A 22,024-nucleotide genomic window follows, 5' to 3' on the forward strand; every position below is an offset into this window, starting at 1 on the left:
TGATAAATATAATTCGCCTATCGTATCAGATTATAGCATAAAGGGGGGCGTTCGTCTAGGCGGTACTCAGTGGGAATCAGCAGGCAAAAGCATAGACACCCGCCGCCCCTAAGCATGGAAGCTCTGCGCCTGACTGCAAAGAAAATATTTGACACCCCCGCCTCCGGGTGCTATACTTTCGCTGAAAAGAGGGAGCTCGTAGGCGGGCTGAGAGGAAGTAACCGAACTTCGACCTTTATAACCTGATTTGGGTAATGCCAACGTAGGGATCATAGATGTGACATTTGTTTTTACAGGGTTTTATTTTGATTCTTCTGTCATTCTCAGATCTGTACCTTTGGGTTCAGATCTTTTTCTTTTCAGAAGCTGTCTTATGCCGGCTTCCCTGACAGTATTTCCCCGTATCAGTTCAGCAGCCTCTTGTTCCCTCCCAGGAAAGGAGTTTTATCATGGAAAAAACACAGGTGCAATCAGGGATCACACCATCCTCGCGGCCCTATACCACCCAGATGGACGCCGCCAGAAAGGGAATTGTCACGAAAGAGATGAGGTGTGTGGCAGAAAAGGAACAGTTTGAACCGGAGGCTCTCAGAAAGCTGGTGGCAGAGGGAAAGGCTGTCATTCCGGCCAACCGTCTTCACACCTGCCTTAAACCAAACGGAATCGGCTCCATGCTACGCACCAAAATCAATGTAAACCTGGGAACGTCCAGGGACTGCATGGATCTGGACATGGAGCTTTCAAAGGTAAACGACGCAGTGGCCCTGGGGGCAGAATCCATTATGGATCTGAGCTCCTTCGGCGACACCCGGAAATTCCGCAGAAAGCTCACAGCGGAATGTCCCGCCATCATCGGGACGGTCCCCATCTATGACGCGGTAGTCTATTACCACAAGCCCTTAAAGGAGATCACCACTGAGGAATGGCTGGACATTGTCCGGATGCATGCCCGCGACGGCGTGGATTTCCTGACAATCCATGTGGGAATCAACAAAAATACCGCAGGGCGCTTTAAAGACGCAAAGCGTCTGACCAACATCGTCTCCAGAGGAGGGTCCATTATCTTTGCCTGGATGGAGATGACCGGGCTTGAAAATCCATTCTATGAGCATTTTGATGAAATCCTCGACATCTGCCGGGAATACGATGTCACCTTAAGTCTCGGCGATGCCTGCCGGCCCGGCTGCCTTGCCGATGCCTCCGACATTTCTCAGATAGAGGAGCTTGTCACTCTGGGAGAGCTGACCAGACGCGCCTGGGAGAAAGATGTCCAGGTCATGATCGAGGGCCCCGGCCACATGCCCCTGGGTCAGATTGCAGCCAACATGAAAATTCAGCAGACCCTCTGCAAGGGTGCTCCCTTCTACGTTCTGGGGCCTCTTGTCACAGACATAGCTCCCGGCTACGACCACATTACGGCAGCTATCGGCGGCGCCATAGCAGCGGCAGCCGGCGCTTCCTTCCTCTGCTATGTGACCCCTGCAGAGCATCTTCGCCTTCCTGACAGGGACGACGTAAAAGAGGGCATCATCGCCTCGCGCATTGCAGCCCATGCAGCCGACATCGCAAAGGGCATACCCGGTGCCGAGGACTGGGACAGAAAAATGAGCACCGCCAGAAAGCAGCTGGACTGGGAAGAAATGTTTCGCCTCTCCATTGATCCCGAGAAGGCCAGACGCTACCGTGCAGCCGCCAGGCCGGAAAAGGAGGATACCTGCTCCATGTGCGGAAATTTCTGCGCCGTCAAAAACATGAACCGGATTCTCGACGGGGAGATTGTCTCCATCTTTGATGAATAAAAAAGCGCCCTGAGTGTGAAAGGCTGCCGCCCAAACCAGGCGCAGCCTTTTCTCAGGACGCATTTTATTTTTCAAAAACAGGCAGGGCTCCCTGCAGAGCCCTGCCTGTCTTTACGTTTCACTATTTCGCATTCTGCGGCGGAATTCAGCTTCCGGCTTTCAGCAGCACAGTCTGAAACCGGTATGCACAGGGATAATGGCCCTTTTACAGCCGTTATCCCCGCTTTGTAGCGTCGCAGATCAGCTGTACGCAGGAATCAATTCCCAGCGCGCCGCTGTTCAGCATCAGATCGTAATTTTCTCTGCGTCCCCACTTCTGGTTTGTAAAGGTTTCGTAGTGGATCCGCCTCTTCTTGTCCGTCTGATGCATGAATTCGTCGATGTACTCCTCAATCTCGCCGTACTCAGCCAGTGCCCTCTGGCGTCTGATCTCCCTGTCGCAGTAGATAAAGACCTTCAGCACATCGTCCCGATCCTTCAAAATGTAGTCTGCACAGCGCCCTACAAACACACAGGGGCTTCTCCTGGCCGCATCCTCAATGATTTTTTTCTGGGCAATAAAAATCTGCTCCGTCAGCGGAAGCTCTTCAGGCTTGGGTGTTCTCGGATAGGCAATCCCGTATAAACTTCCCATGGCAAAGTTATAGAGCAGGCTGTTTGTCACCCTCTGCTCCTTGTCAGCAATCAGTTCCGGCGAAAATCCAATTTCCTTGGCGGCCAGATCAATCAGTTTCTTGTCATAGAACTCCATTCCCAGATTTTTGGCCACCATCTGCCCAACCTGGCGTCCTCCGCTTCCATATTCACGGCTGATCGTAACAATCCTTTTACTCATAATACAGGCCTCCTCTCACGGCTGAAAGCTGAGCTGCTCATTTATCTGACAGCTCCGCGTGAATACCACGATTTATTTCTACCCGTATTTTATCATACACGCGAAAAATTATCAATTTATTCGTCTTATTTTTCAAAAATTTTCTGTACTTTTTATCTGTAAGAAGGATTACCGCTATACAATCCCATCCTTTTTAGGCATCTTCCTCTTAATGAGGAAGTAGCAGAGCATATGTACGTTCGCTGTGATAACCCAGCTCACCGGATAGGAGATGTAGAGGGAAGTCAGCGTTTTCTGCTGTGCAAAGATTGTGAAGATCCAGAGAATTCTGAGACCGCACGCTCCCGTCAGAGACACGATCATCGGAAGCACCGAATAGCCTATGCCTCTCAGACTTCCCACAAGCGTATCCATCCACCCGCAGGTAAAGTATGTAGTCGCAATAATGCTCATACGCAGCATTCCATAGCGGATCACCTCAGGATCCGTTGAGTAAATGCGTAAAAGCTCCTCTCCTATCGCATAGGCTCCAAAGCCGAGAATCATTCCCACTGCCGTCACGGTTCCGAGGCAGGTAAAGAGGATTTTGTTCACTCTCGTGTACTTTTTTCCGCCGATGTTCTGGCTGGTAAAACTGAGATTTGTCTGGTAGACAGCGTTCATCGCATTGTAGACAAAGCCCTCTATATTGGCTGAGGCCGCGTTTCCTGCCATGGCAATCGATCCGAAGGAGTTGACAGAAGACTGGATCAGAACGTTGGAAACTGAGAAAATCGCTCCCTGCATTCCGGCCGGAAGGCCGATTTTGAAAATCTGAAACATTTTTTTCCTATGAATCTTAATCTTGGAGAGCTCCAGCTTCAGCCCGCCCTCACTCTTTGCCAGACAGCGCAGTACAAGTCCGGCTGAAATACACTGGGAGAGCACGGTCGCCAGGGCCACTCCTGCCACATCCAGGTTCATCACAATAACGAAGAAGAGATTCAGCACAATGTTCACCACTCCTGCAATTGTCAGAAAGTAGAGAGGCCTCCTCGTATCTCCCACTGCCCTTAAAATCGCGCTTCCGAAGTTATACAGCATGACAACAGGCATTCCCGCGAAATAAATCCGCATATAGAGGACTGCCTTGTCGATTACATCATCCGGTGTCCCCATCAGTTCCAGCATGAGCTTGGAAAAAACAAAGCCCATTACAATCAGTATCACGCCGCTGACAATACTGACAGCGATTGCCGTGTGTACTGCCTCACTCACATCCTTGTCGCGCCGGCCTCCGTAGGCCCTGGCGACTACCACGTTGGCTCCCACTGAGAGACCGATAAAAATATTGATCAGAAGATTGATTAATGCCGTCGTGGAGCCCACCGCCGCCAGCGACTGGCTTCCGGCAAACCTTCCCACCACAATAATGTCCGCTGCGTTGAACAGAAGCTGCAGAACGCCGGAAAGCATCAGCGGAATTGAGAAAATCAAAATTTTTTTCAGGACAGGGCCATTGCACATGTCCATCTCATAGGTCTTATTCATCTTCCCTGTTTTCCTTTCCTTTTTGTTTTTAATCTCTACATAGGGATATTATAAGCAAAAGGGATCCGGGGTTCAATGGGTTTAGGAAAGAAATGTAAAAAATGTAAAGCCAGTATGCCGTCATACGACAAAAAGCCCGGAAACCTTTCGGTTTCCGGGCCTGACTTCTCCTGATTAGTCGCAGGTATACGGCATAAGAGCGATGTGACGTGCTCTCTTGATAGCTACTGTTAAAGCTCTCTGATGCTTTGCACAGTTTCCTGTGATTCTTCTCGGAAGGATTTTTCCTCTCTCAGATACGTATCTCTTTAACTTGTTTGTATCCTTGTAGTCGATTGTTCCGTTCTTCTCTCCACAGAAAACGCAAACTTTTTTTCTTCTGCGCATGCCGCCTCTTCTTACTTTGGAAGCGTCTGCCTTATCACCTTTATTGAATGCCATTGGTGCTACCTCCTTATTCAATCCACATTTTGAGTTTCCTGATACTCAAAACAACACAGCAGCTTTGCTGCCTTTCATCCGACTGCCGGACTGTCTGAACTCTTCGTTCACTCTCCGCTCTCTATCGCTTTTCCCGTCCTTAGTTGAACGGAAGTCCTTCGTCTTCTACTCCGTCGGGGATATTCATAAAGCCGTCGCCGATTGCGCTTGCAGGAGCCGGACGCTGTGCGGCCTGGTAGCCGCCGTCGTGGCCTGCGGAAGCGTTCTTGCTCTCAGCAAACTCCTGATCCTCAACGATTACATCTGTTGTATAAACCTTCTGACCGTCTCTGTTTGTGTAGCTTCCTGTCTGGATTCTTCCTGTCACAAGAACCTTCGTTCCCTGATGGAAATACTTCTCGGCGAACTCGCCGGCTCTGTCAAATGCAACACACTGGATGAAGTCTGCTGTCTGTGCTCCGTCATCCTGGCTTCTGCGGCCTCTTCTGTCAACTGCCAGCGTATATCTGGCGATTGCCATAGCGCGCTCTCCCTGAGAATATCTAACCTCCGGATCTCTGGTAAGTCTACCCATCAGAATTACTTTATTCATACGATCACACTTTCTTTATTTATGCATCCTGCCTTACGCATAAGTATCTGATTACCGGCTCCATGATGCGAACGTGTGCCTCAACCTCGTTCGGGCATACGGAATCAGACTCAAACTGGATGAAGTAGTAGAAGCCCTCTTTCATCTTCTGAATCTCGTAAGCTAATCTCTTCTTACCCCATTCATCAACGTTTGTAACAGTACCGCCGAAACGTGTAATGTAACCTTTTACTTTCTCGATGGCTGCTGCTCTCTCTTCGTCTTCCAGCTTCATGCTAAGAACAACTGCTAACTCATACTTGTTCATGCTGCTTAAACCTCCTTGTGGTCTCTGACTCCCTGACTTTTAACAGAGAGTAAGGAATTTCTATAATATATCACGAATAATTATCTTACCAGAGAACCCTGATAAAATCAAGCTCTTTTTCAAGTTTTTTCTCGCCTTTTTCTGCGGCTTATGCTTTCTTTTCCCCGTCTTTGTTTTTGAGCCCTCTCGTGTTTTTCTGAACAAGGGGTCTGGCCATCATGACCTGGTGGCCGCAGCCCATGCACCTGAGTCTGAAATCAGCTCCCACTCTGAGAATCTCCCACTCCTGGCTTCCGCAGGGATGGGGCTTTTTCAGCTTTACAATATCTCCAACCTCGTATACCATATTTCTCTCCATAAATCCATATTTTCCTGATCCGGCTCTCCCGCCGCTGCCCTCCTCTGCTGTCCTATGCCCGCCTTGCCTCCTGCCTCAGCAGGATGCCAGAATCCTGTCAATTTCTTCCTGTTCACCGCTATCCAGAGGTTTCTGGAAAAGGATTTTTACATTCTCCGCAATCTGCTCCGGGCGGCTTGCCCCGATGAGGACAGAGGTAACTTCCCTTCTCCTGAGCACCCACATAAGGGCAAGCTGGGCCAGAGACTGCCCTCTCTCCCCGGCGAACCGCTGAAGCCTTTGTATCTTTTCCCGGTTTTCTTCCTTAATATATCTCTCTGCAACCGTTGTGCCCTTTTTAGCCGCCCGGGAATCCTCCGGGATTTTGGTCAGGTATTTTCCGGTCAGCGCTCCCTGGGCCAGAGGGCTGAAACAGATGCAGCCGGCCCCATTCTCCTCCAAGGCTTCCAGCAGGCCGTCCTCCGGCCACCGTTCCAGCAGATTGTAACGGATCTGGTCCACCAGACACGGCGTGTGAAGCTCCCGGAGAATGGCCGCCGCCTTCCTGGCCTCCTCCTCCCTGTAATTGGAAATTCCCACATAGAGGGCCTTGCCCTGGCGGACGATATCGCTCAGGGCCTCCATGGTCTCCTCCAGGGGCGTTTCCGGGTCCGGCCTGTGGTGATAAAAAATATCCACATACTCAAGCCCCATGCGGCAAAGGCTCTGATCAATGCTGGCCATCAGATATTTTCTGGATCCCCAGTTGCCGTAGGGCCCCGGCCACATCTCATATCCTGCCTTTGTAGAAATAATCAGCTCATCCCTGAATCCCTTCAAATCCTCCCTCAGAATCTCTCCAAAGTTCTCCTCAGCAGCCCCCGCAGCGGGAAAACCGTAATTATTAGCCAGATCAAAGTGTGTGATTCCCAGATCAAAGGCTGTAAGAATCAGCTCTCTTCTCTCCTCCTTTGTCTTTTCCGTACCGAAGTTCTGCCACAGACCGAAGGATAATTCCGGAAGCAGCAGCCCGCTCCTCCCGCATCTTCTGTATTTCATTCTGCCATATCTGCCGCCGTCAGGCTTATAACTGTGTTCCATTGTCCGCCAAGCCTCCGCTCCCCTGATTTATTGTCTTTATTGTCTTTCTCCGCACCGTCTGCCCGGCCTGTTTCTTCACACTCTCTTTATCTCAGGAATCCCTGCAGCCTCTCCAAGCACCTCCCCGATGCTGCCGCAGATCACCAGATCTGCCTGGCTGTCGCGGGCGGTAGCGGACTTATTGATAAGCACCAGTCTGTTCCCCCGGTAATAGTCAATGAGCCCAGCTGCCGGATAGACCACCAGGGAGGTTCCCCCGACAATCAGCATATCTGCATTTCTGATATGCTGGATGGAGCGGGAGAGCACCTGGCTGTCCAGCCCCTCCTCGTAGAGCACTACATCAGGCTTTATGGTTCCGCCGCAGCTGCATCTCGGCACTCCCTCCATGGCCATCACCTGCTCCATGGAATAGAACGTTTTGCAGCGCTCACAGTAATTGCGGTGGACAGAGCCGTGAAGCTCCAGCACTTCCCTGCTTCCCGCCGCCTGGTGAAGCCCGTCAATATTCTGGGTAATGACGGCTTTTACCTTGCCCTCCCGCTCCAGCTTTGCCAGGGCCAGGTGCGCCCGGTTGGGCTTTGCATCGGGAAACAGCATCTTATTTCTGTAAAAACGGAAAAATTCCTCCGGCTTTCTTATGTAAAAGCTGTGGCTTAGAATCGTTTCCGGCGGATACGCGTACTCCTGGCTGTAGAGTCCGTCCACACTCCTGAAATCGGGGATCCCGCTCTCCGTGGACACACCTGCCCCTCCAAAAAACACCACATTTTCACTTTCCTGAATCCACCGCTTAAACTGCTCTCTTTTCTCTCTTTCTTCCATTTTCAAATACCTCCTGCCTAAAAATCAGAGCCTTTCCCAGTCCCCGGCCAGAAGTCTAAACGACCTCGTCAATCAGGACGCCGTCAATGGGGCGGATTCTTCCTGCCCACTCCGGCGTCTGGCCTCCTCTACCCTCTGATTCCAGAATTTCGTCAAGGCCTCTGTACCCGAACAGCCACTGAGCCAGACTGTCAATGGAGAGATTCAGAATTTCCTCCTCCCTCTCGGAACCTTTCCCGCTGGCCCTCTTCTCTGCTCTGGCACGTCCCTCTTCAATAAAGATGTTGTAATACCCGTCGCAGGCGGCAAGGAAGGGATCCCTCACGCCCAGTACGCCGTCCGGCTGTCTCGGCTCTGTCCTTGAATCGGCCTCTCTCTGCCTGTCCGACCGCTCCCTTCTGTACTCTGCCTCATCCTTTCCTGAGAGCATCTGGAAAAAAGCTTCCACATTGGTAATCCGTGCCATGATGGCAGGCTTTTCCCCGGCCCTGTCCTCCCCGGCAAAGGAAGCCTCCGTATAGAGCAGGCGCTGTTCTCTCTCCCCCAGACCCCATTCTGAAAAAAGTCCGCAGAGTCTTTCCCCATCGTACATAAGCTCCAGGGTGCCGTCCTCGCTGGCAAGCTCTTTTACAAGACGCTTCACATAGGCCTCATCCCGGGAACAGTAGGCCTCATATCGGGCGCCCAGCCATTCTTCCATATAGGAGGCTGCCAGCTTTGTCTCCCCGCTCTCACCGTCTGCAGCCAGGGGGCTGAAGAAAAGGCGCTCCTTTGCCTCCCTGGTCAGTCTGAATTTGGGCTGGCGGTAGATGAAGGCAAACTGGAAAGGACGATAGATCGCTTCGGATGCCGGCATCAGGAAGGTAAAGGGAACTCCCTCCTGATTCATATCCTCCATCATCCGGCGAAGCAGAGAAGCCATATGGCCTCTGTGTCTTCTGTCCTTTGCCGTCGCCACGCCGACAATATAGTCAATTCTCCACCTGCCCTCTCTGCACACAAAGGTATAGGGATTCAGATGGAGCATAGAGGCCAGCTTTCCCTCCTCCCTCTTTATGAGGATTCTGTTGTCTCTCACCTTCTCCTTAAAATAGTAGTCGGCAAATGGAACGGAATCATCCGGGAAAGCCTCATGCCAGAGACCGCGGCACTCCTGTTTCTCTGTCTCATCTGCATAGCAAATCTCCTCCGTATGGGAATTCTGCGGCTGCTCTGTTTTCTCCCCTGTCTTCCGTCGCTTCTCCTCCATTTTTCCGTCTGTCAGGGTGTTTTCCCCCAGTCCGGCTGCCTGCAGGCGTTCCTCCTCGTCCCCTGCCAGAGCTCCAATATGCTCTGCCCAGCCAAAGCCCTCTCCTTTTTCTGAGGACTCTCCGAAGGATACCTGCTCCACCAGGTATTTTCTCGCAAAATCAATCGGGCAGTATGACATCTTCGCCCTGCGCAGCCCCTCAATGCCCAGATCGTCCTCCCGGTTTACAATCTCAGCCTCCGGAAACTCCCGAATCAGAAACTGCTGGTTAATCAGCTGATACAGCCCTCTCATGTCGGAGTTTGCCTTTTCGATATGGATCACCGCCATCCGTTCCGTGGGATTGTAGCTTCCAATGGAGAAGGCCTCCAGCTCACCGTCTACATAGATTCCGCCCATCCTGATATTCAGAGAACAGCAGTTGCGGAGAATTTCGTGGATTCCCCTCACCTCAAAGTCCAGGTGCTCCTCCACATCCTCCCCCTTTCCCTCTCTCCATCTGTCCAGAAATTTCCACACATCCTGAATTTCCTCACAGGTAAGAGTTCTGTATTCATAGCGTCCCTCATACTTCTTTATAAAACTGTTCAGGTGGTTTTTTTTCTTGTGGAGCTTTTTGCCTGCAAGGGTCTTTAGAGATTCGGCAGAATACAGATAATCATAGGCCCCCTCCTCTTCCTTTACCAGATACCGCTCCGGCGGCAGGTTCAGGCACCTGACAGCCTCCTCGTCAGCCAGGTTAATGACTAAAGGATAGTGAAGCTCCTCATTGAAATATCTCTCCAGCTCACCGAAGGCCTCTTCCAGATCCTCCTCCCTGCAGAGGGGCATGGCAGAAAATACACGGCCCTTGTATTCCATCAGCCATAAAAGAGCCCTCTCCTCCCAGATTGCATATCTTACATTGTAATACTCCCTCCAGAGAAAGCTCTCCAGAAATACGCTGTCACATGTTCTGTTGCGCCGCATCATGTAGAACGGCGTCAGTCTGTCAATATCCTTTGCAGTAATCGGTTTAAATTCCAAGCTCATGTATGGTTTCCCTTCCTGATTCAGTTGTTTTTTTGTTATATCCTGTGTTCCTTTAATACTGTATCTGTATTTGCGGCACCTGCCTTCACAGTCCCCGCCTGAATGCAGTCATATCCGTTCTGAACTTCTGCTTCTGCGGTCTCCGCCCGGATGCCTACACTTTTTCCGGTTTTCTTTTTACTTTCTCCGGCTCCGCCTGTTTTCATTCACTGAAAGATTTTAAATGCAGAAGCCGCTGGCGGTTCGGCGCAGGTATAATGACCGCTCTGCGGTCATTATACCATATCCTTCGGATACGGCAGCCTCCGGCGGAATTTAGCGCCCGGATTTCAGCAGTACATGCTGAAACCGGTATGCGCAGGTATAATAACCGCTCCGCGGTTATTATACCATCTCGACTAACGTCTCGATGGGCTGCTCGTCAAATGCATGCTCATGCAAGCATGGCATGCGTTTTCCTCGCTATTATACCATATCCTTCCTTATTTATGAAGAAAAAAGGCCGGGCAGCCTGTTGAAATGCTGCCCGGCCTTTTGAATATTTAGCCCTCAATGGCAATGTATCTGTTTTCTTCCATCTTTTTCTGATCCTGCTTTGGGAAGGCAATCTTTAAAATGCCGTCCTCGAATTTTGCCTTGATATCCTCCTGTCTTACCTGTTCTCCGATGTAAAAGCTCCTTGTGCAGTTTCCTGTATAGCGCTCTCTTCGGATGTATCTTCCCTCTTTATCCTTCTCATCCTTGTCAAGCCCTTTGGCCGCGCTGATGGTCAGGTATCCGTTTTTCAGCTCTGCACTGACGTCGTCCTTTTTGAAGCCCGGAAGATCGATGTCCAGCTCAAAGCCGTTATCTGTTTCACGGATATCGGTCTTCATGATGTTCTTTGCATTCTTTCCATACAGAGGATCCCGTCCGTTAAAGAAATTTTTGTCAAATGGGAAATCCATCCAGTCGTCAAATAAGTTCTCTCCAAAAATACTGGGCATTAACATAAAACATTCCTCCTGTCTCTTCAGATGTCGCAGTCAGTCTATAGCCAGACTGTAATATCGTAATCTTCTTTTATTATCTGTCTTCTGTTTCAGAACTCCGGAGAATGTTCATCCGTTTCTCTGGGACTTGCTCCTCCTTTGTTCTAGCTGTAATATAACACTTATTGTTAGCACTGTCAAGAGGTGAGTGCTAATTCTTTTGTGAAAAATCTGTGAACTCTTAATTGAAAAAGTTATTGCAGGTTTTGGACAGCATAAATACCTCCCATCCCATTTGCCCCTGCAGTAAGTCCTGCATAACAGGGGCGGCATTTACTCCTGCCATGCAGCCCCACCTTTGTCTCTTATCATATTTTGGATGAAAGCCTAAATATCATATTCATCCACCGGAAACCCTTTCTCCCGTTTATATCTTCCGTATACCACAGCTGTTCCAGCTTCATTCGGTCATTGACTGTCAATATCTTTTCCGCCAGCTGTTCAGTAAATTCAAAAAAATAACGTCCATCCGCCGCTTCTCCTGCAGAAATTCCATTCTTCCCGGAAAGATATATAATCCCACTGTCATTTAAATATAAATCAATCTTTTCAAAAAAGCTGAAAACTTCCTTTTCCTGCAGGTGAAGGAATGACGCACAGGCCCAGATTCCATCAAACCGTTGATTCGGCTGATAGCTCTGAATATCAGAACACACGATTTTTCCTGAGAACACTTTTCGGATTTCTCTGCAAAGATTTTTTGAGGGTTCCAGTGCAGTTACCTGATATCCCTTCTTTTGAAAATAACACGCATCACGCCCGCTGCCGCTTCCCACATCAAGAATCCTTGCCCGCTCTCTCAGCAGAGGAAGAAATCTCCTGTACTGTTCCGACATATCAGCAGAAAATGTTTCTTCTGCGTATAGTTTTGCATGGAGCTCATAATACTCACACATCATCTCACCCCTTCAGGCTCCAATTAGGAAATCCCATACTTTTTGCCGACTGATAGACAGGAAGAATAACCTCCTCCAGGCGCCCTGAGAACTCCCTTTCCGACAGACCTTGCTGATAAAGCTTATGTCTGATCTCCTGATTATTCAGATGCTCCCTGGCACATTTTCAAACGCTTCATGTATTTTGGGATATTTCCACATCATTTCATAGGATAAATATTCGCTTTTCCACAGCTCATCGTGGGCCACATATGACCAGGGCACAAAATGATCAATCGATATATTTTTTTCATTCAGAGGTTTTTCTCCATAGATTTCGCAAATCGGTTTTATGGCTACAATCATCTTCCAATACTTTTTTACCTTTTCCAGCTTCCGCTCTCTCGGCGGAAACAGCTTGTCCACAACTCCCGGGACACTGGGATTTCTTCTCTGAAGGTATTGAATCAGGTTTAATTCAATCCACCCCTGTATGATTTCGTAATTCTGTTCGATATAATCCGCCCACTCTTTCTGGATTTGAATTTGGGTGTCCAGACCGAGAAATTGTAGAAAATAATATATCAGCCTTTGTTCCTGATTGATTCTTGCTGCAAGATTTTTCCCGGATCTGTTCCACTCTTTTCCCTTCATGGACTCCATAAAAGGCGCCTGCAATCGCTTCCTTTTTCTCACTGGATTTCATATGACTGATCTCGCTCAGGCGGTGAACCACTCGTTCCAGGGTATCGTTGGGTCCCAGATTTAAGTGATACTCCGAAACCATATACCATGCATCTGCAATCATTTCATCAATCAGTGCTTCGAAGGTGATTACGCTGCGCCCCTCTTTTATTTTCCGCGCAATGGCCTGAAACCAGAATAACTTATAGGACTCACTTTTATTGTCAAACAATCTGGAAAAATGGGCTATATCCAGAACATCAGAATATGGCAGCTGCATATTATTCTCCCAGCTCCGTATACTTTTCTTTATGTCCGTAGGCTTTTTCTACCGGATACTTCTCTGCGTTCTTCCTGACTTTTTCCTGAATTATTTCATCCATATCCAGCCCGCAAGTATCTGCCATTAAAATACAGTAGCTCAGTACATCCGCAAGTTCTTCCCTGATTTTTTCTTTTTTATCCTCACACCATACATCTTCTGCACTCCACTGAACCGCTTCCAGTTCCTTTTGCCGTTTCAGCTCACTCAAAACGACATTGACCTCTTTTTACCCTAACCGGATATTCAAAAATCAGCGCGCTTCGATGTCTGAGGTATGTTGTATTCGGCAGCACTGTACTGAGATCCATTAGATTTATTATATATTCTATCATAATTTTAACTGCAGAAAACCATCGATTCCTCTGTTATTGTAAACAGGGAACGGAATTTACCTCTGCAGCAATGAATTTTTTTCATTCCCTGCATAATTTTCCCTGTCCTGCACAGCATATCTGCTGTATCCCTTATCGCTCTTATTCTTCCTCTGCCTCCAAATTAGAATTATTCCTGAAATTAATGGAAACTTCCCTTTCTTTTCCTGTTTTTTCATGTTATAATAATATCAGTAATTATTTTTATTTTTATTCATATTATTACTACAGTTACATTTTTTATAATTTTCACAACCTTTGATTTTTCAATGATAAAGGAGGAACCCTATGCACATGGTAAAACTGAGAGAAGGCTTCTACTGGACGGGCGTGATTGATGAAAACCTTCGGGTGTTTGACATCATCATGTACACAGAATTCGGCACCACCTACAATTCCTACGTCTTAAAGGCCGGAGACAAGACTATTCTGTTTGAGACTGCCAAGGCAAAGTTTTTTGACGAGTACCTGGAAAAGCTGAAGGAAATCATTGATGTGGGAAACATTGACTATCTGGTTGTCAGCCACACAGAGCCGGATCACGCGGGAAGCGTGGAAAAGCTCCTGGATTTAAGCCCCAAGATGAAAATTCTGGCTACAGGCTGCGCCATCGGTTTCCTGAAGGAGATTGTAAACCGCGACTTTGTAAGCATCCCTGTGAAAGATCACCAGAGAATGGGAATCGGGAATAAAACGCTTCAGTTCCTCATTGTTCCCAACCTCCACTGGCCGGATACCATGTACACCTTTATCGAGGAGGAACAGATCCTGGTAACCTGCGATTCCTTCGGCTCCCACTATGCCCACAGCGGCGTCCTGGCAAGCACTGTTCCAAATCATGAGGATTATATGAAGGCAGCCAGGTATTACTACGACTGTATTATCGGGCCGTTTAAGCCTTTCATGCTGAAGGCTTTAAACCGGATAAAAAATATGGATATTTCCATGATCTGTACCGGTCACGGTCCTGTGCTCGACACAAAGGAATCCATCAAAAATATTATGGCCAAATATGAGGAGTGGTCCACAGTGACCAACCCCAACACGAAAAAAACCGTCATCATCCCCTATGTGAGCGCCTACGGCTACACCAAGGAACTGGCTGAAAAGATCGCCGAGGGCATTAAAGACAGCGGCGACATTGAGGTGCGCTCCTACGATATGGTGGAAGCGGACAAGGCTGCCGTGGAGGCGGAGCTTCTGTTTGCAGACGGAATCCTCCTGGGTACGCCTACTATTGTGGGTGAGGCACTGGCCCCCATCTGGGAGCTGACTCTCTCCATGTTTGCAGGAACCCACGGCGGCAAGTATGCCGGAGCCTTCGGCAGCTATGGCTGGAGCGGCGAGGGAGTGCCTCACATTCTGGAAAGACTCAGACAGCTTCGCATGAAGGTGGACGAGGGCTACCGTGTGCGCTTTAAGCCAAGCCATGCCGATCTGGTGGGGGCCTACGAGTACGGCTATCAGTTTGGCTGCCGCGTGCTCAACATCGAGGCTGTCAAGCCGAAAAAGACCGGTGCCAGAAGCCTTGTAAAATGCCTTGTCTGCGGAGAGATTTTCGACTCTTCCCTGGAGATCTGCCCGGTCTGCGGTGTAGGAAAAGAAAACTTCGTGCCTGTTGAAGCGGAGGAAAATTCCTTTTCCAATAATACAAAGGAATACTATGTCATCCTCGGAAACGGCACCGCCGGCTTCAATGCGGCAAAGGCCATCAGGGAGAGGGATAAGACGGGAACGGTCATCCTGATCTCTGAAGAGCCGTACCGCACCTACAACCGGCCGATGCTGACGAAGACCATGCTGGCCGATCTGAGCGCGGATCAGATTGCCGTGGAGCCGGAAAGCTGGTACGAGGAGAACCAGGTTTATCAGATGCTCGGAAAACGCGTCGTATCCGTCGATATGGAAAATTCCCAGGTAACACTGGATGACGGCAGCAATATTCATTTTACCCGCCTGATCTACGCCCTGGGCAGCGAATGCTTCATCCCGCCGATCAAGGGCAGCGACAGGGAACAGGTAGTCGCTATCCGGCGCATGGCTGATGTGGAAAAGCTGTCCGGTCTCCTTGGACACACCAGGAATGCAGTTGTCATCGGAGGCGGTGTTCTGGGCCTGGAGGCTGCCTGGGAGCTGAAAAAGGCAGGCCTCAGGGTGACAGTTCTGGAGGCTGCCCCCATGCTCATGGGACGCCAGCTGGATGCCACCGCAGGAACGATTCTGAAGGAAATCGTGGAGAAAAACGGCATCTCCATCCACACCGGAGTCACTATCGAGAGCATTGACGCAGACGAAAGCGGCGCCGTATCCGGCGTTACTCTCCAGTCCGGCGAATCCTTCCCGGCACAGCTGGTTATCATTTCTGCCGGAGTCCGGGCAAACACGGCGCTGGCAAAGGAGATGGGACTTCAGGTGGAGAGAGCCGTTGTGGTAAACAGCCATATGGAGACAGGCCTCAAAAATATCTACGCCTGCGGCGACTGTGCGCAGTACAAGGGGGCAAACTTTGCCATCTGGCCGGAGGCCTCAGAACAGGGCCGTATCGCCGGAGCCAATGCGGCAGGCGACAATCTGGAATACCGCGAGGTTTCCTCTGCTCTGACCTTCAACGGTATGAATACCTCCCTCTATGCGGCAGGCGACAACGGCAAGAACCCGAACCTGCTCTACAAGACGGTGGAATTCAAGGATATGGGCAAGGAACAGTACAGAAAATACTATTTCCTGAACAACCGCCTGTGCGGCATCATTCTCATCGGGGATCTCTCCCGCATGGCGAGAATGGCAGAAGAGCTGGAAAGGCATGCCTCATTTGAGGAAGTGATGAAATAAGAGTGAAATCAAAAGCAGAGAGCCAGCGCCAGAGCGCGCCGGTTCTCTGCTTTTTCAGTCTTTTCCGTATAATTCCCTGTCTGCCGCTACACTTCCAGCGAATCCCGGTAGGTCTTTGTAGATTTTATTTCCCCTGTCTTCCACTGGAACTTGCCCAGGAAACCGAAGGTGATCGACACAATCGGAACGACCCAGTTAAATACAGCAAACGGAAGGAAGGAGAGAACCGGTACGCCCAGGGAAGCCATCATGGCCACATGCATCTTCTGATCAAAGAAGAAAATAGATACCGCCATGAATATAATCAGTGAAAGGACGCAGATAATCGCTGCGCCAAAGGACGGTCTGAACTCTGCATCGGATTCATTGATATTGCTGCTGTTTCCATTGGGCTCAGGGTTTTTCTTACTCATAAACATCCTCCTTAAAATATGCTTACTTTTTCCGGTAGACTGTACGTCCTCCCAGAACCGTTTCCTCTACAGCAATGTCACGAAGCTTCATGGGATCGCACCTGGTGGGATCCTGGGAGAGAATGACGAAATCTGCCAGCTTTCCTTCTTCCAGCGAGCCCTTCAGATTCTCCTCAAAAGAAGCGTAAGCTCCGTTTATGGTGAAGCCGCGGAGCATCTGCTCCACTGTGAGCTTCTGCTCCGGCATCCATCCTCCTTCTGGATAGCCGCTGTAATCACATCGGTTGACTCCTACAAATAAGCTGTCAAATGGATTTAAGGAATCTACCGGACAGTCAGAGCTCATGGTATACATCACATTCATATCGCACAGAGTTCTGTAATTATACGTAGACGGAAGACGTTCTGCTCCCACACGGCTTTCCGCAATGTGAAGATCACTGTTTAAGCACACCGGTTCCATATATGCAATCACATTCTGTTCTTTAAACCGCTTCAAAATATCCGGCTGGGTGATCTGCAGGTGGATAATTCCGAATCTGGCATCGGGATCCGGCCTTTTTTCCTGGGCTTTCAGAAAGGCATCCATGCACATCTCCATGGCGCCGTCGCCAATGGCATGGCATACTACTCCCATTTTTGCCTCATGGGCCGTTGTCACCAGCTCGTTCAGCTCATCTTTCGTAAATACGGCAATTCCGCAGGTGTCCGGGGCATCCGAGTACGGTGCCCGCAGAAATGCGCTTCGCCCGCCCAGAGAACCATCTGTCAGAAGCTTCAGTGGGCCTGCCTGTACCATGGAAGTGTCATGGCGCTCCAGAATCTCCTCTTTAATAAATTCTTTCAGCCGGTCTATCTGGGGAAGGAGACACTGCTCTCTGATTCTCATGTTCAGCCTGTCCTCCTGCTCCAGCTCCCGATATGCCCTCATAACCTTTCTCCAGTCTTTATCTGAGAATGTCTCAAAGTCATCGGTATGCATGGTGGTAAGCCCCAGGGAGGAAGCGATGGAAATGGCATTTACCAGCATTTCCTTGATTTCCTCTACCGATTTGTCGGGAATCATCCGGTAAATCAGGTAACGGGCAGTCTCCTTCAAAAGTCCTGTCAGATTTCCATTTTCATCATGCTCAATTTCTCCGCCCTCTGGATTCTCTGTTTCTTTTGTGATTCCTGCCATGGAAAGAGCCATGGAGTTGGCCACTACCATGTGCTCGCAGACCCTGGTGAATACAATCGGATGCTCCGTACTGATCGCATCCAGATCAGCAGTAGTTGGATTTCGCTTTTCAGCAAAAAAGATCTGGTTCCAGCCCCGTCCCTGAACCCATTTTCCGGCAGGAACCTGGCGCTCCCTTATGTATTTCCTTCCCGCCTCAATCATTTCTTCGATGGATTTCAGAGGGGCACAGTCAATTTTTGTAAGACTGTAGGCATAGTTAAGCAGGTGGACATGGCCTTCGATAAAGCCCGGCATAACTGTTCTTCCCCTTAGATCCACCTTCTTCGCGTGAGGAAATTCCTTCGCCAGTTCCTCCTCATCTCCCACACGGACAATGCGTTCCCCCTCCACCGCCATTGAGCCTGCCCGCTCCCCGGCAGCATTCATCGTGAGAATAACGCCGTTTTGATAAAGTTTCATTTCGTATCCCCCTTTTGATATTATAGGATATTGCGTTTTATGCATATTATTTAAGCAACTCCCATGCCATGCGCAAAAGAGCCGTTTTTTTACAGAAATAGCCATAAAATTCAAAATATTTAACCGTTTTTAAGAAAAAATGGTTTGAAATACAGAAAATTTACGCCAATATTTTTGCACACCTCTGTAAAAAAGCAAAAATATTTGCGACATTATTTTTTTTATGCTACACTAAAGCAAAATATACGGAAAATGAGAAAGGAGAAACTCACATGATTACAAATGCTCTGGTTCAGGCCAGACAGCTGTATGAGGATACGGATGGCGTGCTCGTCTGTGACAAATATGGATATGTGGAATTTATGAAATGGTTTCACGACGGAATCCTCTCGGATGAGGTCATCGGCATGCATGTGACGGATGTGTATCCGGAGCTGGATAACCAGACCAGCTCCATTATGCGTGTAATCGAAAGCGGAAAGCCCCGGTTTGACGAGCGGCAGGTCATACACACATGCCGCGGGGAGCTGTTGGACATTGTCTCATCCACAGTTCCTCTGTTAGCCGGAAATGAAGTGATCGGGGCCATGACTTCCACTATTTTCTATGAAAAATACCGGGCGGGAAAAGGGCTTCCCAGACGGCAGCAGGGAGATCTGTATACTCTGGATGACATCATCTCGCAGGATCCCATTATGATTGCCCTGAAAGAACGGTGCGCTCTCATTGCGAACAATGATTCTCCTGTACTGCTCTACGGAGAGACGGGAACTGGAAAAGAGCTGTTTGCGCAGTCCCTGCACACCTGCTCCCACAGGGCAAAAAAGCCCTTTATTTCACAAAACTGTGCCGCTATCCCCGAATCGCTCCTGGAAGCTATCTTTTTTGGCGTGGAAAAAGGCAGCTTTACAGGAGCCGAAAACAGAAAAGGGCTTTTCGAACTGGCCGACGGCGGTACTTTATTTCTGGACGAGATCAACTCTATGGATATTTCCATGCAGGCCAAGCTGCTGAAGGCCATCGAAGAGCAGCAGGTGAGGAGAATCGGAAGCGCTAAAAGCACCAGCTTTAATGCCAGGATCATCTGTGCCATGAATAAACATCCGGCTGAAGTGCTCCGTTCCGGCCTCATGAGAACAGATCTCTTCTACCGGATCTGTGTCGTCCGGATCGATATTCCCCCTTTAAGAGACCGTAAACCAGACGTCATGATACTGACTGATTATTTTATCAATCACTTTAACAGAAAAATGGACAAATCCATCCGCGGAGTGAGCGCTCTGGTAAAAATGACATTTCAGAATTATGACTGGAAGGGGAATGTGCGGGAACTGAAAAATACACTTGAATATGCTTTCAATCTCTGTCAGAGCTCCATGATTAATATGAGTGATCTGCCCGATATTCTCCAGGAGGATTCCGTATATCAGGGCTGCTCTCAGGAAAATGAAAACGACCTTGCCGTAAACCAGGAGAGGGCAGAGGCAGATGAGAAGAGAAGGGACAGATTCCCCTACGATAAATCTCTGTCTCTGACAGAAAATACGGCCTGCTATGAGAGAGAGGCCATCAACCGCATTCTTGCAAAAACGAACAATATTACAGAGGCAGCCAGAGTGCTCCGTATATCCCGCCAGACCTTGTCCTACAAAATTGAAAAATACGGTCTCAATTAAAGCGCAAATATTTTTTTCAGGCATTGTCTTGTGAAGAAAATTTTTCTTTTAATGCAAAAAATTTTGCGCCATATATCCTGCTTTCGCAGAAAGAGGGGTGTTTCTCCCTGAAATAAGCCTGGTTCTCATGGCATAAAATGTGCTGATTTAAAAAAGCATCTATTTTATTTCACTAAATTATTTCAGGAGGAAACCATATGCCGCAGACAACAATGATTCTAAAAAATGCCCGAATCTATACCATGGACGGCCGCATCGCAGAAGCTGCAGCCATCACAGGAGACAGGATCGCAAAAGTAGGCTCCAACCAGGAAATAAAAAGCTGGGAAGGAAAGCTTACCCAGGTCATCGATCTGGGCGGGCGCACTGTCGTTCCAGGCTTCAACGACTCTCATACTCACCTGGTGGGCTACGGCAATTCTCTGCGATATGCAAATCTGGAAAACTGCCTTTCCTGTGAAGAAATGTGCGGGCGAATCAGACATTTTATCAGAGACAGGAAGATTCCGGAGGGAGAGTGGGTATTCGGCCGCGGCTGGAATCAGAACCTCTTTCCGGGAGGCATCTTTCCGACAAAAGAGGATCTGGACAGAGTTTCTGACAAACATCCGATTCTGATTATCCGTACCTGCGGACACGTGGGAATTGCCAATACCATGGCTTTGAGGGATGGAAATGTCACAAGGGAAACGTATATTCCGGGAGGGCAGTTTGACAAAGGGGCGGACGGAGAACCAAACGGCGTGATCCGGGAGGCAGCTCTGGAATGGTTTAAGAAACAAAGAGACCCGGAATCGGCCAGGAGGGAATTAAAACAGGCGATTATCCGCGGCGGAGAGGAGATGCTGCGCTATGGCATAACTACCGTACATACAGAGGACACCTACGATCTGGGATATCCCGGCGACTTTATGGATATCTACCATGCCTATCAGGAGCTGGCCTCAGAAAAAAAGCTTCCTCTGCGCATTTATCAGAAAATCTCTCTTCCCACCGGAAAGGATATCGATGAATTTCTGAATCACTGTTCCCTCCGCACCGGAATGGGTCATGATTTTTACCGTATCGGCCCCGTGAAGCAGTGGGCAGACGGAACGATGGGAGCCCGCACAGCCGGTATGAAGGAACCCTATTCTGACGCCCCGGGAGAAACAGGAATCTATTATTATACAGATCAGGAGCTGTATGACAATATCAGAAAAGCCCACTGCGCAGGCATGCAGGTCTGCATCCATACTATCGGCGACGGAGCCCTGGAACAGGTGTTAAATGCCTACGAGCGGGTGCTGAGGGACTTCCCCCGCAAAAACCATCGCCACCGCCTTGTTCACGGACAGGTGGGCAATCTGGAGCTTTATAAAAAAATTGCGAAGCTGGGCCTTAACATCAATATTCAGCCTGCATCCACCTCCACGGATATCCCCATTATGGAGTCCCGCCTGGGCAGCCGGGCTAAATACTGCCACGCATGGCGTACCCTGACGGATCTGGGAGTGAACTTAAACGCCAGCTCTGATGTTCCCGTGGAAACGCCCAATGTATTCTGCGGAATTTACGCCATCGTCACGAGAAAATCTCTGGAACACCCTGAGCTGGCCCCCTGGAATCCCCATGAAAAAGTAACGGTCATGGAAGCCCTCCGGTTCTACACGATCAATAGCGCATATGCTGCCTTTGAGGAGCATATCAAAGGCTCTGTGACGGAAGGCAAGCTGGCAGATCTTGTTATTTTAGACCGCGATCCCTGCGCCGTCGATCCGGAGGAGCTTCCTGAGGTACAGGTAGATGCCACCATCCTGGGGGGAAAGATTGTATACCTCAGAAACGAGAAAACACTGCCGTCTCCAGTTTAAGCTTCTGTGAAACAAGAAAAAGCCGCGAAGGTTAAGAACACCGCCCTTTCCCCCCGTCGCCAGAAAGCGTGAGACAGCGCGGAAATTCCTGATTCGCGCAATATGAGGCACTTCCGAAAGGCGCACACGCAAATGGCCTGAAAGGTACTTTCTGTTCCTCTCAGGCCATTTGCGATGGTTTTTTCTACCGCCTCTTTTTACTGCTTTTTTTCCTATTTCCTATTCGTTCTTTGCGCCGTCCATGCCGGGCCTTTGCATTACCGTTTCGTCCTTC

The 22,024-nt window shown here is 49.2% G+C and carries 19 protein-coding genes and 1 riboswitch; of the genes, 4 read left to right on the forward strand and 15 right to left on the reverse strand.

Going from position 1 to position 22,024, the window contains the following annotated elements; genetic code table 11:
* Positions 1 to 178: 178 nt before the first annotated feature.
* Positions 179 to 286: riboswitch (TPP riboswitch) on the forward strand.
* Positions 287 to 449: 163 nt separating this feature from the next.
* The gene (thiC, locus tag DW757_RS04215) at positions 450 to 1,799 is read left to right on the forward strand and encodes a phosphomethylpyrimidine synthase ThiC (RefSeq protein ID WP_044931788.1); all 1,350 of its coding nucleotides are present in this window, start codon (positions 450 to 452) and stop codon (positions 1,797 to 1,799) included.
* A 214-nt stretch (positions 1,800 to 2,013) separates the two neighbouring features.
* Here thiC and DW757_RS04220 read toward each other — a convergent pair whose 3' ends face one another.
* The 13 genes from DW757_RS04220 to DW757_RS17310 all read right to left on the reverse strand — a co-directional run bounded on the left by DW757_RS04220 (position 2,014) and on the right by DW757_RS17310 (position 13,513).
* Complete coding sequence (locus DW757_RS04220) at positions 2,014 to 2,634, reverse strand: cytidylate kinase-like family protein (RefSeq protein WP_118751072.1); 621 nt, start codon at positions 2,632 to 2,634, stop codon at positions 2,014 to 2,016.
* Positions 2,635 to 2,808: 174 nt separating this feature from the next.
* The gene (locus DW757_RS04225) at positions 2,809 to 4,164 is read right to left on the reverse strand and encodes an MATE family efflux transporter (protein WP_118751073.1); all 1,356 of its coding nucleotides are present in this window, start codon (positions 4,162 to 4,164) and stop codon (positions 2,809 to 2,811) included.
* A gap of 174 nt (positions 4,165 to 4,338) precedes the next feature.
* Complete coding sequence (gene rpsR / locus DW757_RS04230) at positions 4,339 to 4,605, reverse strand: 30S ribosomal protein S18 (RefSeq protein ID WP_008398659.1); 267 nt, start codon at positions 4,603 to 4,605, stop codon at positions 4,339 to 4,341.
* Positions 4,606 to 4,744: 139 nt separating this feature from the next.
* Complete coding sequence (locus tag DW757_RS04235) at positions 4,745 to 5,197, reverse strand: single-stranded DNA-binding protein (RefSeq protein ID WP_008398658.1); 453 nt, start codon at positions 5,195 to 5,197, stop codon at positions 4,745 to 4,747.
* 19 nt (positions 5,198 to 5,216) lie between these two features.
* The gene (rpsF, locus tag DW757_RS04240; RefSeq protein ID WP_008398657.1) at positions 5,217 to 5,504 is read right to left on the reverse strand and encodes a 30S ribosomal protein S6; all 288 of its coding nucleotides are present in this window, start codon (positions 5,502 to 5,504) and stop codon (positions 5,217 to 5,219) included.
* Between the two features lie 148 nt (positions 5,505 to 5,652).
* Positions 5,653 to 5,862 (reverse strand): DUF951 domain-containing protein, encoded by a 210-nt coding sequence (locus DW757_RS04245; protein WP_008398579.1) that lies wholly within the window; start codon positions 5,860 to 5,862, stop codon positions 5,653 to 5,655.
* A gap of 75 nt (positions 5,863 to 5,937) precedes the next feature.
* Complete coding sequence (locus DW757_RS04250) at positions 5,938 to 6,942, reverse strand: aldo/keto reductase (protein ID WP_008398578.1); 1,005 nt, start codon at positions 6,940 to 6,942, stop codon at positions 5,938 to 5,940.
* A gap of 75 nt (positions 6,943 to 7,017) precedes the next feature.
* Positions 7,018 to 7,767 carry an NAD-dependent protein deacylase gene (locus DW757_RS04255; RefSeq protein ID WP_008398576.1) on the reverse strand — a complete coding sequence of 250 codons (750 nt, stop codon included), beginning with the start codon at positions 7,765 to 7,767 and terminating at the stop codon, positions 7,018 to 7,020.
* Positions 7,768 to 7,822: 55 nt separating this feature from the next.
* Complete coding sequence (locus DW757_RS04260; RefSeq protein ID WP_118751074.1) at positions 7,823 to 10,048, reverse strand: GNAT family N-acetyltransferase; 2,226 nt, start codon at positions 10,046 to 10,048, stop codon at positions 7,823 to 7,825.
* Positions 10,049 to 10,590: 542 nt separating this feature from the next.
* Positions 10,591 to 11,040 (reverse strand): Hsp20/alpha crystallin family protein, encoded by a 450-nt coding sequence (locus DW757_RS04265; protein ID WP_008398573.1) that lies wholly within the window; start codon positions 11,038 to 11,040, stop codon positions 10,591 to 10,593.
* Positions 11,041 to 12,432: 1,392 nt separating this feature from the next.
* Positions 12,433 to 12,918 (reverse strand): hypothetical protein, encoded by a 486-nt coding sequence (locus DW757_RS17305; protein ID WP_182433250.1) that lies wholly within the window; start codon positions 12,916 to 12,918, stop codon positions 12,433 to 12,435.
* Between the two features lies 1 nt (position 12,919).
* On the reverse strand, positions 12,920 to 13,171 hold the full coding sequence (locus DW757_RS04280; RefSeq protein ID WP_021966762.1) for a MazG-like family protein: 252 nt from the start codon (positions 13,169 to 13,171) through the stop codon (positions 12,920 to 12,922).
* 180 nt (positions 13,172 to 13,351) lie between these two features.
* Complete coding sequence (locus DW757_RS17310) at positions 13,352 to 13,513, reverse strand: hypothetical protein (protein ID WP_015544796.1); 162 nt, start codon at positions 13,511 to 13,513, stop codon at positions 13,352 to 13,354.
* A gap of 109 nt (positions 13,514 to 13,622) precedes the next feature.
* Here DW757_RS17310 and DW757_RS04285 point away from each other — a divergent pair, with 109 nt between their 5' ends.
* A complete protein-coding gene (locus DW757_RS04285) occupies positions 13,623 to 16,166 on the forward strand; it encodes an FAD-dependent oxidoreductase (RefSeq protein WP_118751075.1) in 2,544 nt (847 codons plus the stop codon).
* An 86-nt stretch (positions 16,167 to 16,252) separates the two neighbouring features.
* On the opposite strand, the gene DW757_RS17315 is transcribed toward DW757_RS04285, so the two are convergent.
* Together DW757_RS17315 and DW757_RS04295 are read right to left on the reverse strand one after the other, a co-directional pair.
* On the reverse strand, positions 16,253 to 16,579 hold the full coding sequence (locus tag DW757_RS17315; protein WP_015544794.1) for a hypothetical protein: 327 nt from the start codon (positions 16,577 to 16,579) through the stop codon (positions 16,253 to 16,255).
* 22 nt (positions 16,580 to 16,601) lie between these two features.
* Positions 16,602 to 18,221, reverse strand: coding sequence for an amidohydrolase (locus DW757_RS04295; protein ID WP_243033376.1), 1,620 nt, complete (start codon positions 18,219 to 18,221; stop codon positions 16,602 to 16,604).
* Between the two features lie 272 nt (positions 18,222 to 18,493).
* On the opposite strand from DW757_RS04295, the gene DW757_RS04300 reads away from it, so the two are divergent.
* Both DW757_RS04300 and DW757_RS04305 read left to right on the forward strand, forming a co-directional pair.
* Positions 18,494 to 19,897 carry a sigma 54-interacting transcriptional regulator gene (locus DW757_RS04300; RefSeq protein WP_118751077.1) on the forward strand — a complete coding sequence of 468 codons (1,404 nt, stop codon included), beginning with the start codon at positions 18,494 to 18,496 and terminating at the stop codon, positions 19,895 to 19,897.
* Positions 19,898 to 20,094: 197 nt separating this feature from the next.
* Positions 20,095 to 21,750 carry an amidohydrolase gene (locus DW757_RS04305; protein WP_118751078.1) on the forward strand — a complete coding sequence of 552 codons (1,656 nt, stop codon included), beginning with the start codon at positions 20,095 to 20,097 and terminating at the stop codon, positions 21,748 to 21,750.
* The last annotated feature ends 274 nt before the right edge of the window (positions 21,751 to 22,024 follow it).

It is taken from the genome of Clostridium sp. AM29-11AC (assembly GCF_003480545.1).
Taxonomy (GTDB): domain Bacteria; phylum Bacillota; class Clostridia; order Lachnospirales; family Lachnospiraceae; genus Otoolea; species Otoolea saccharolyticum_A.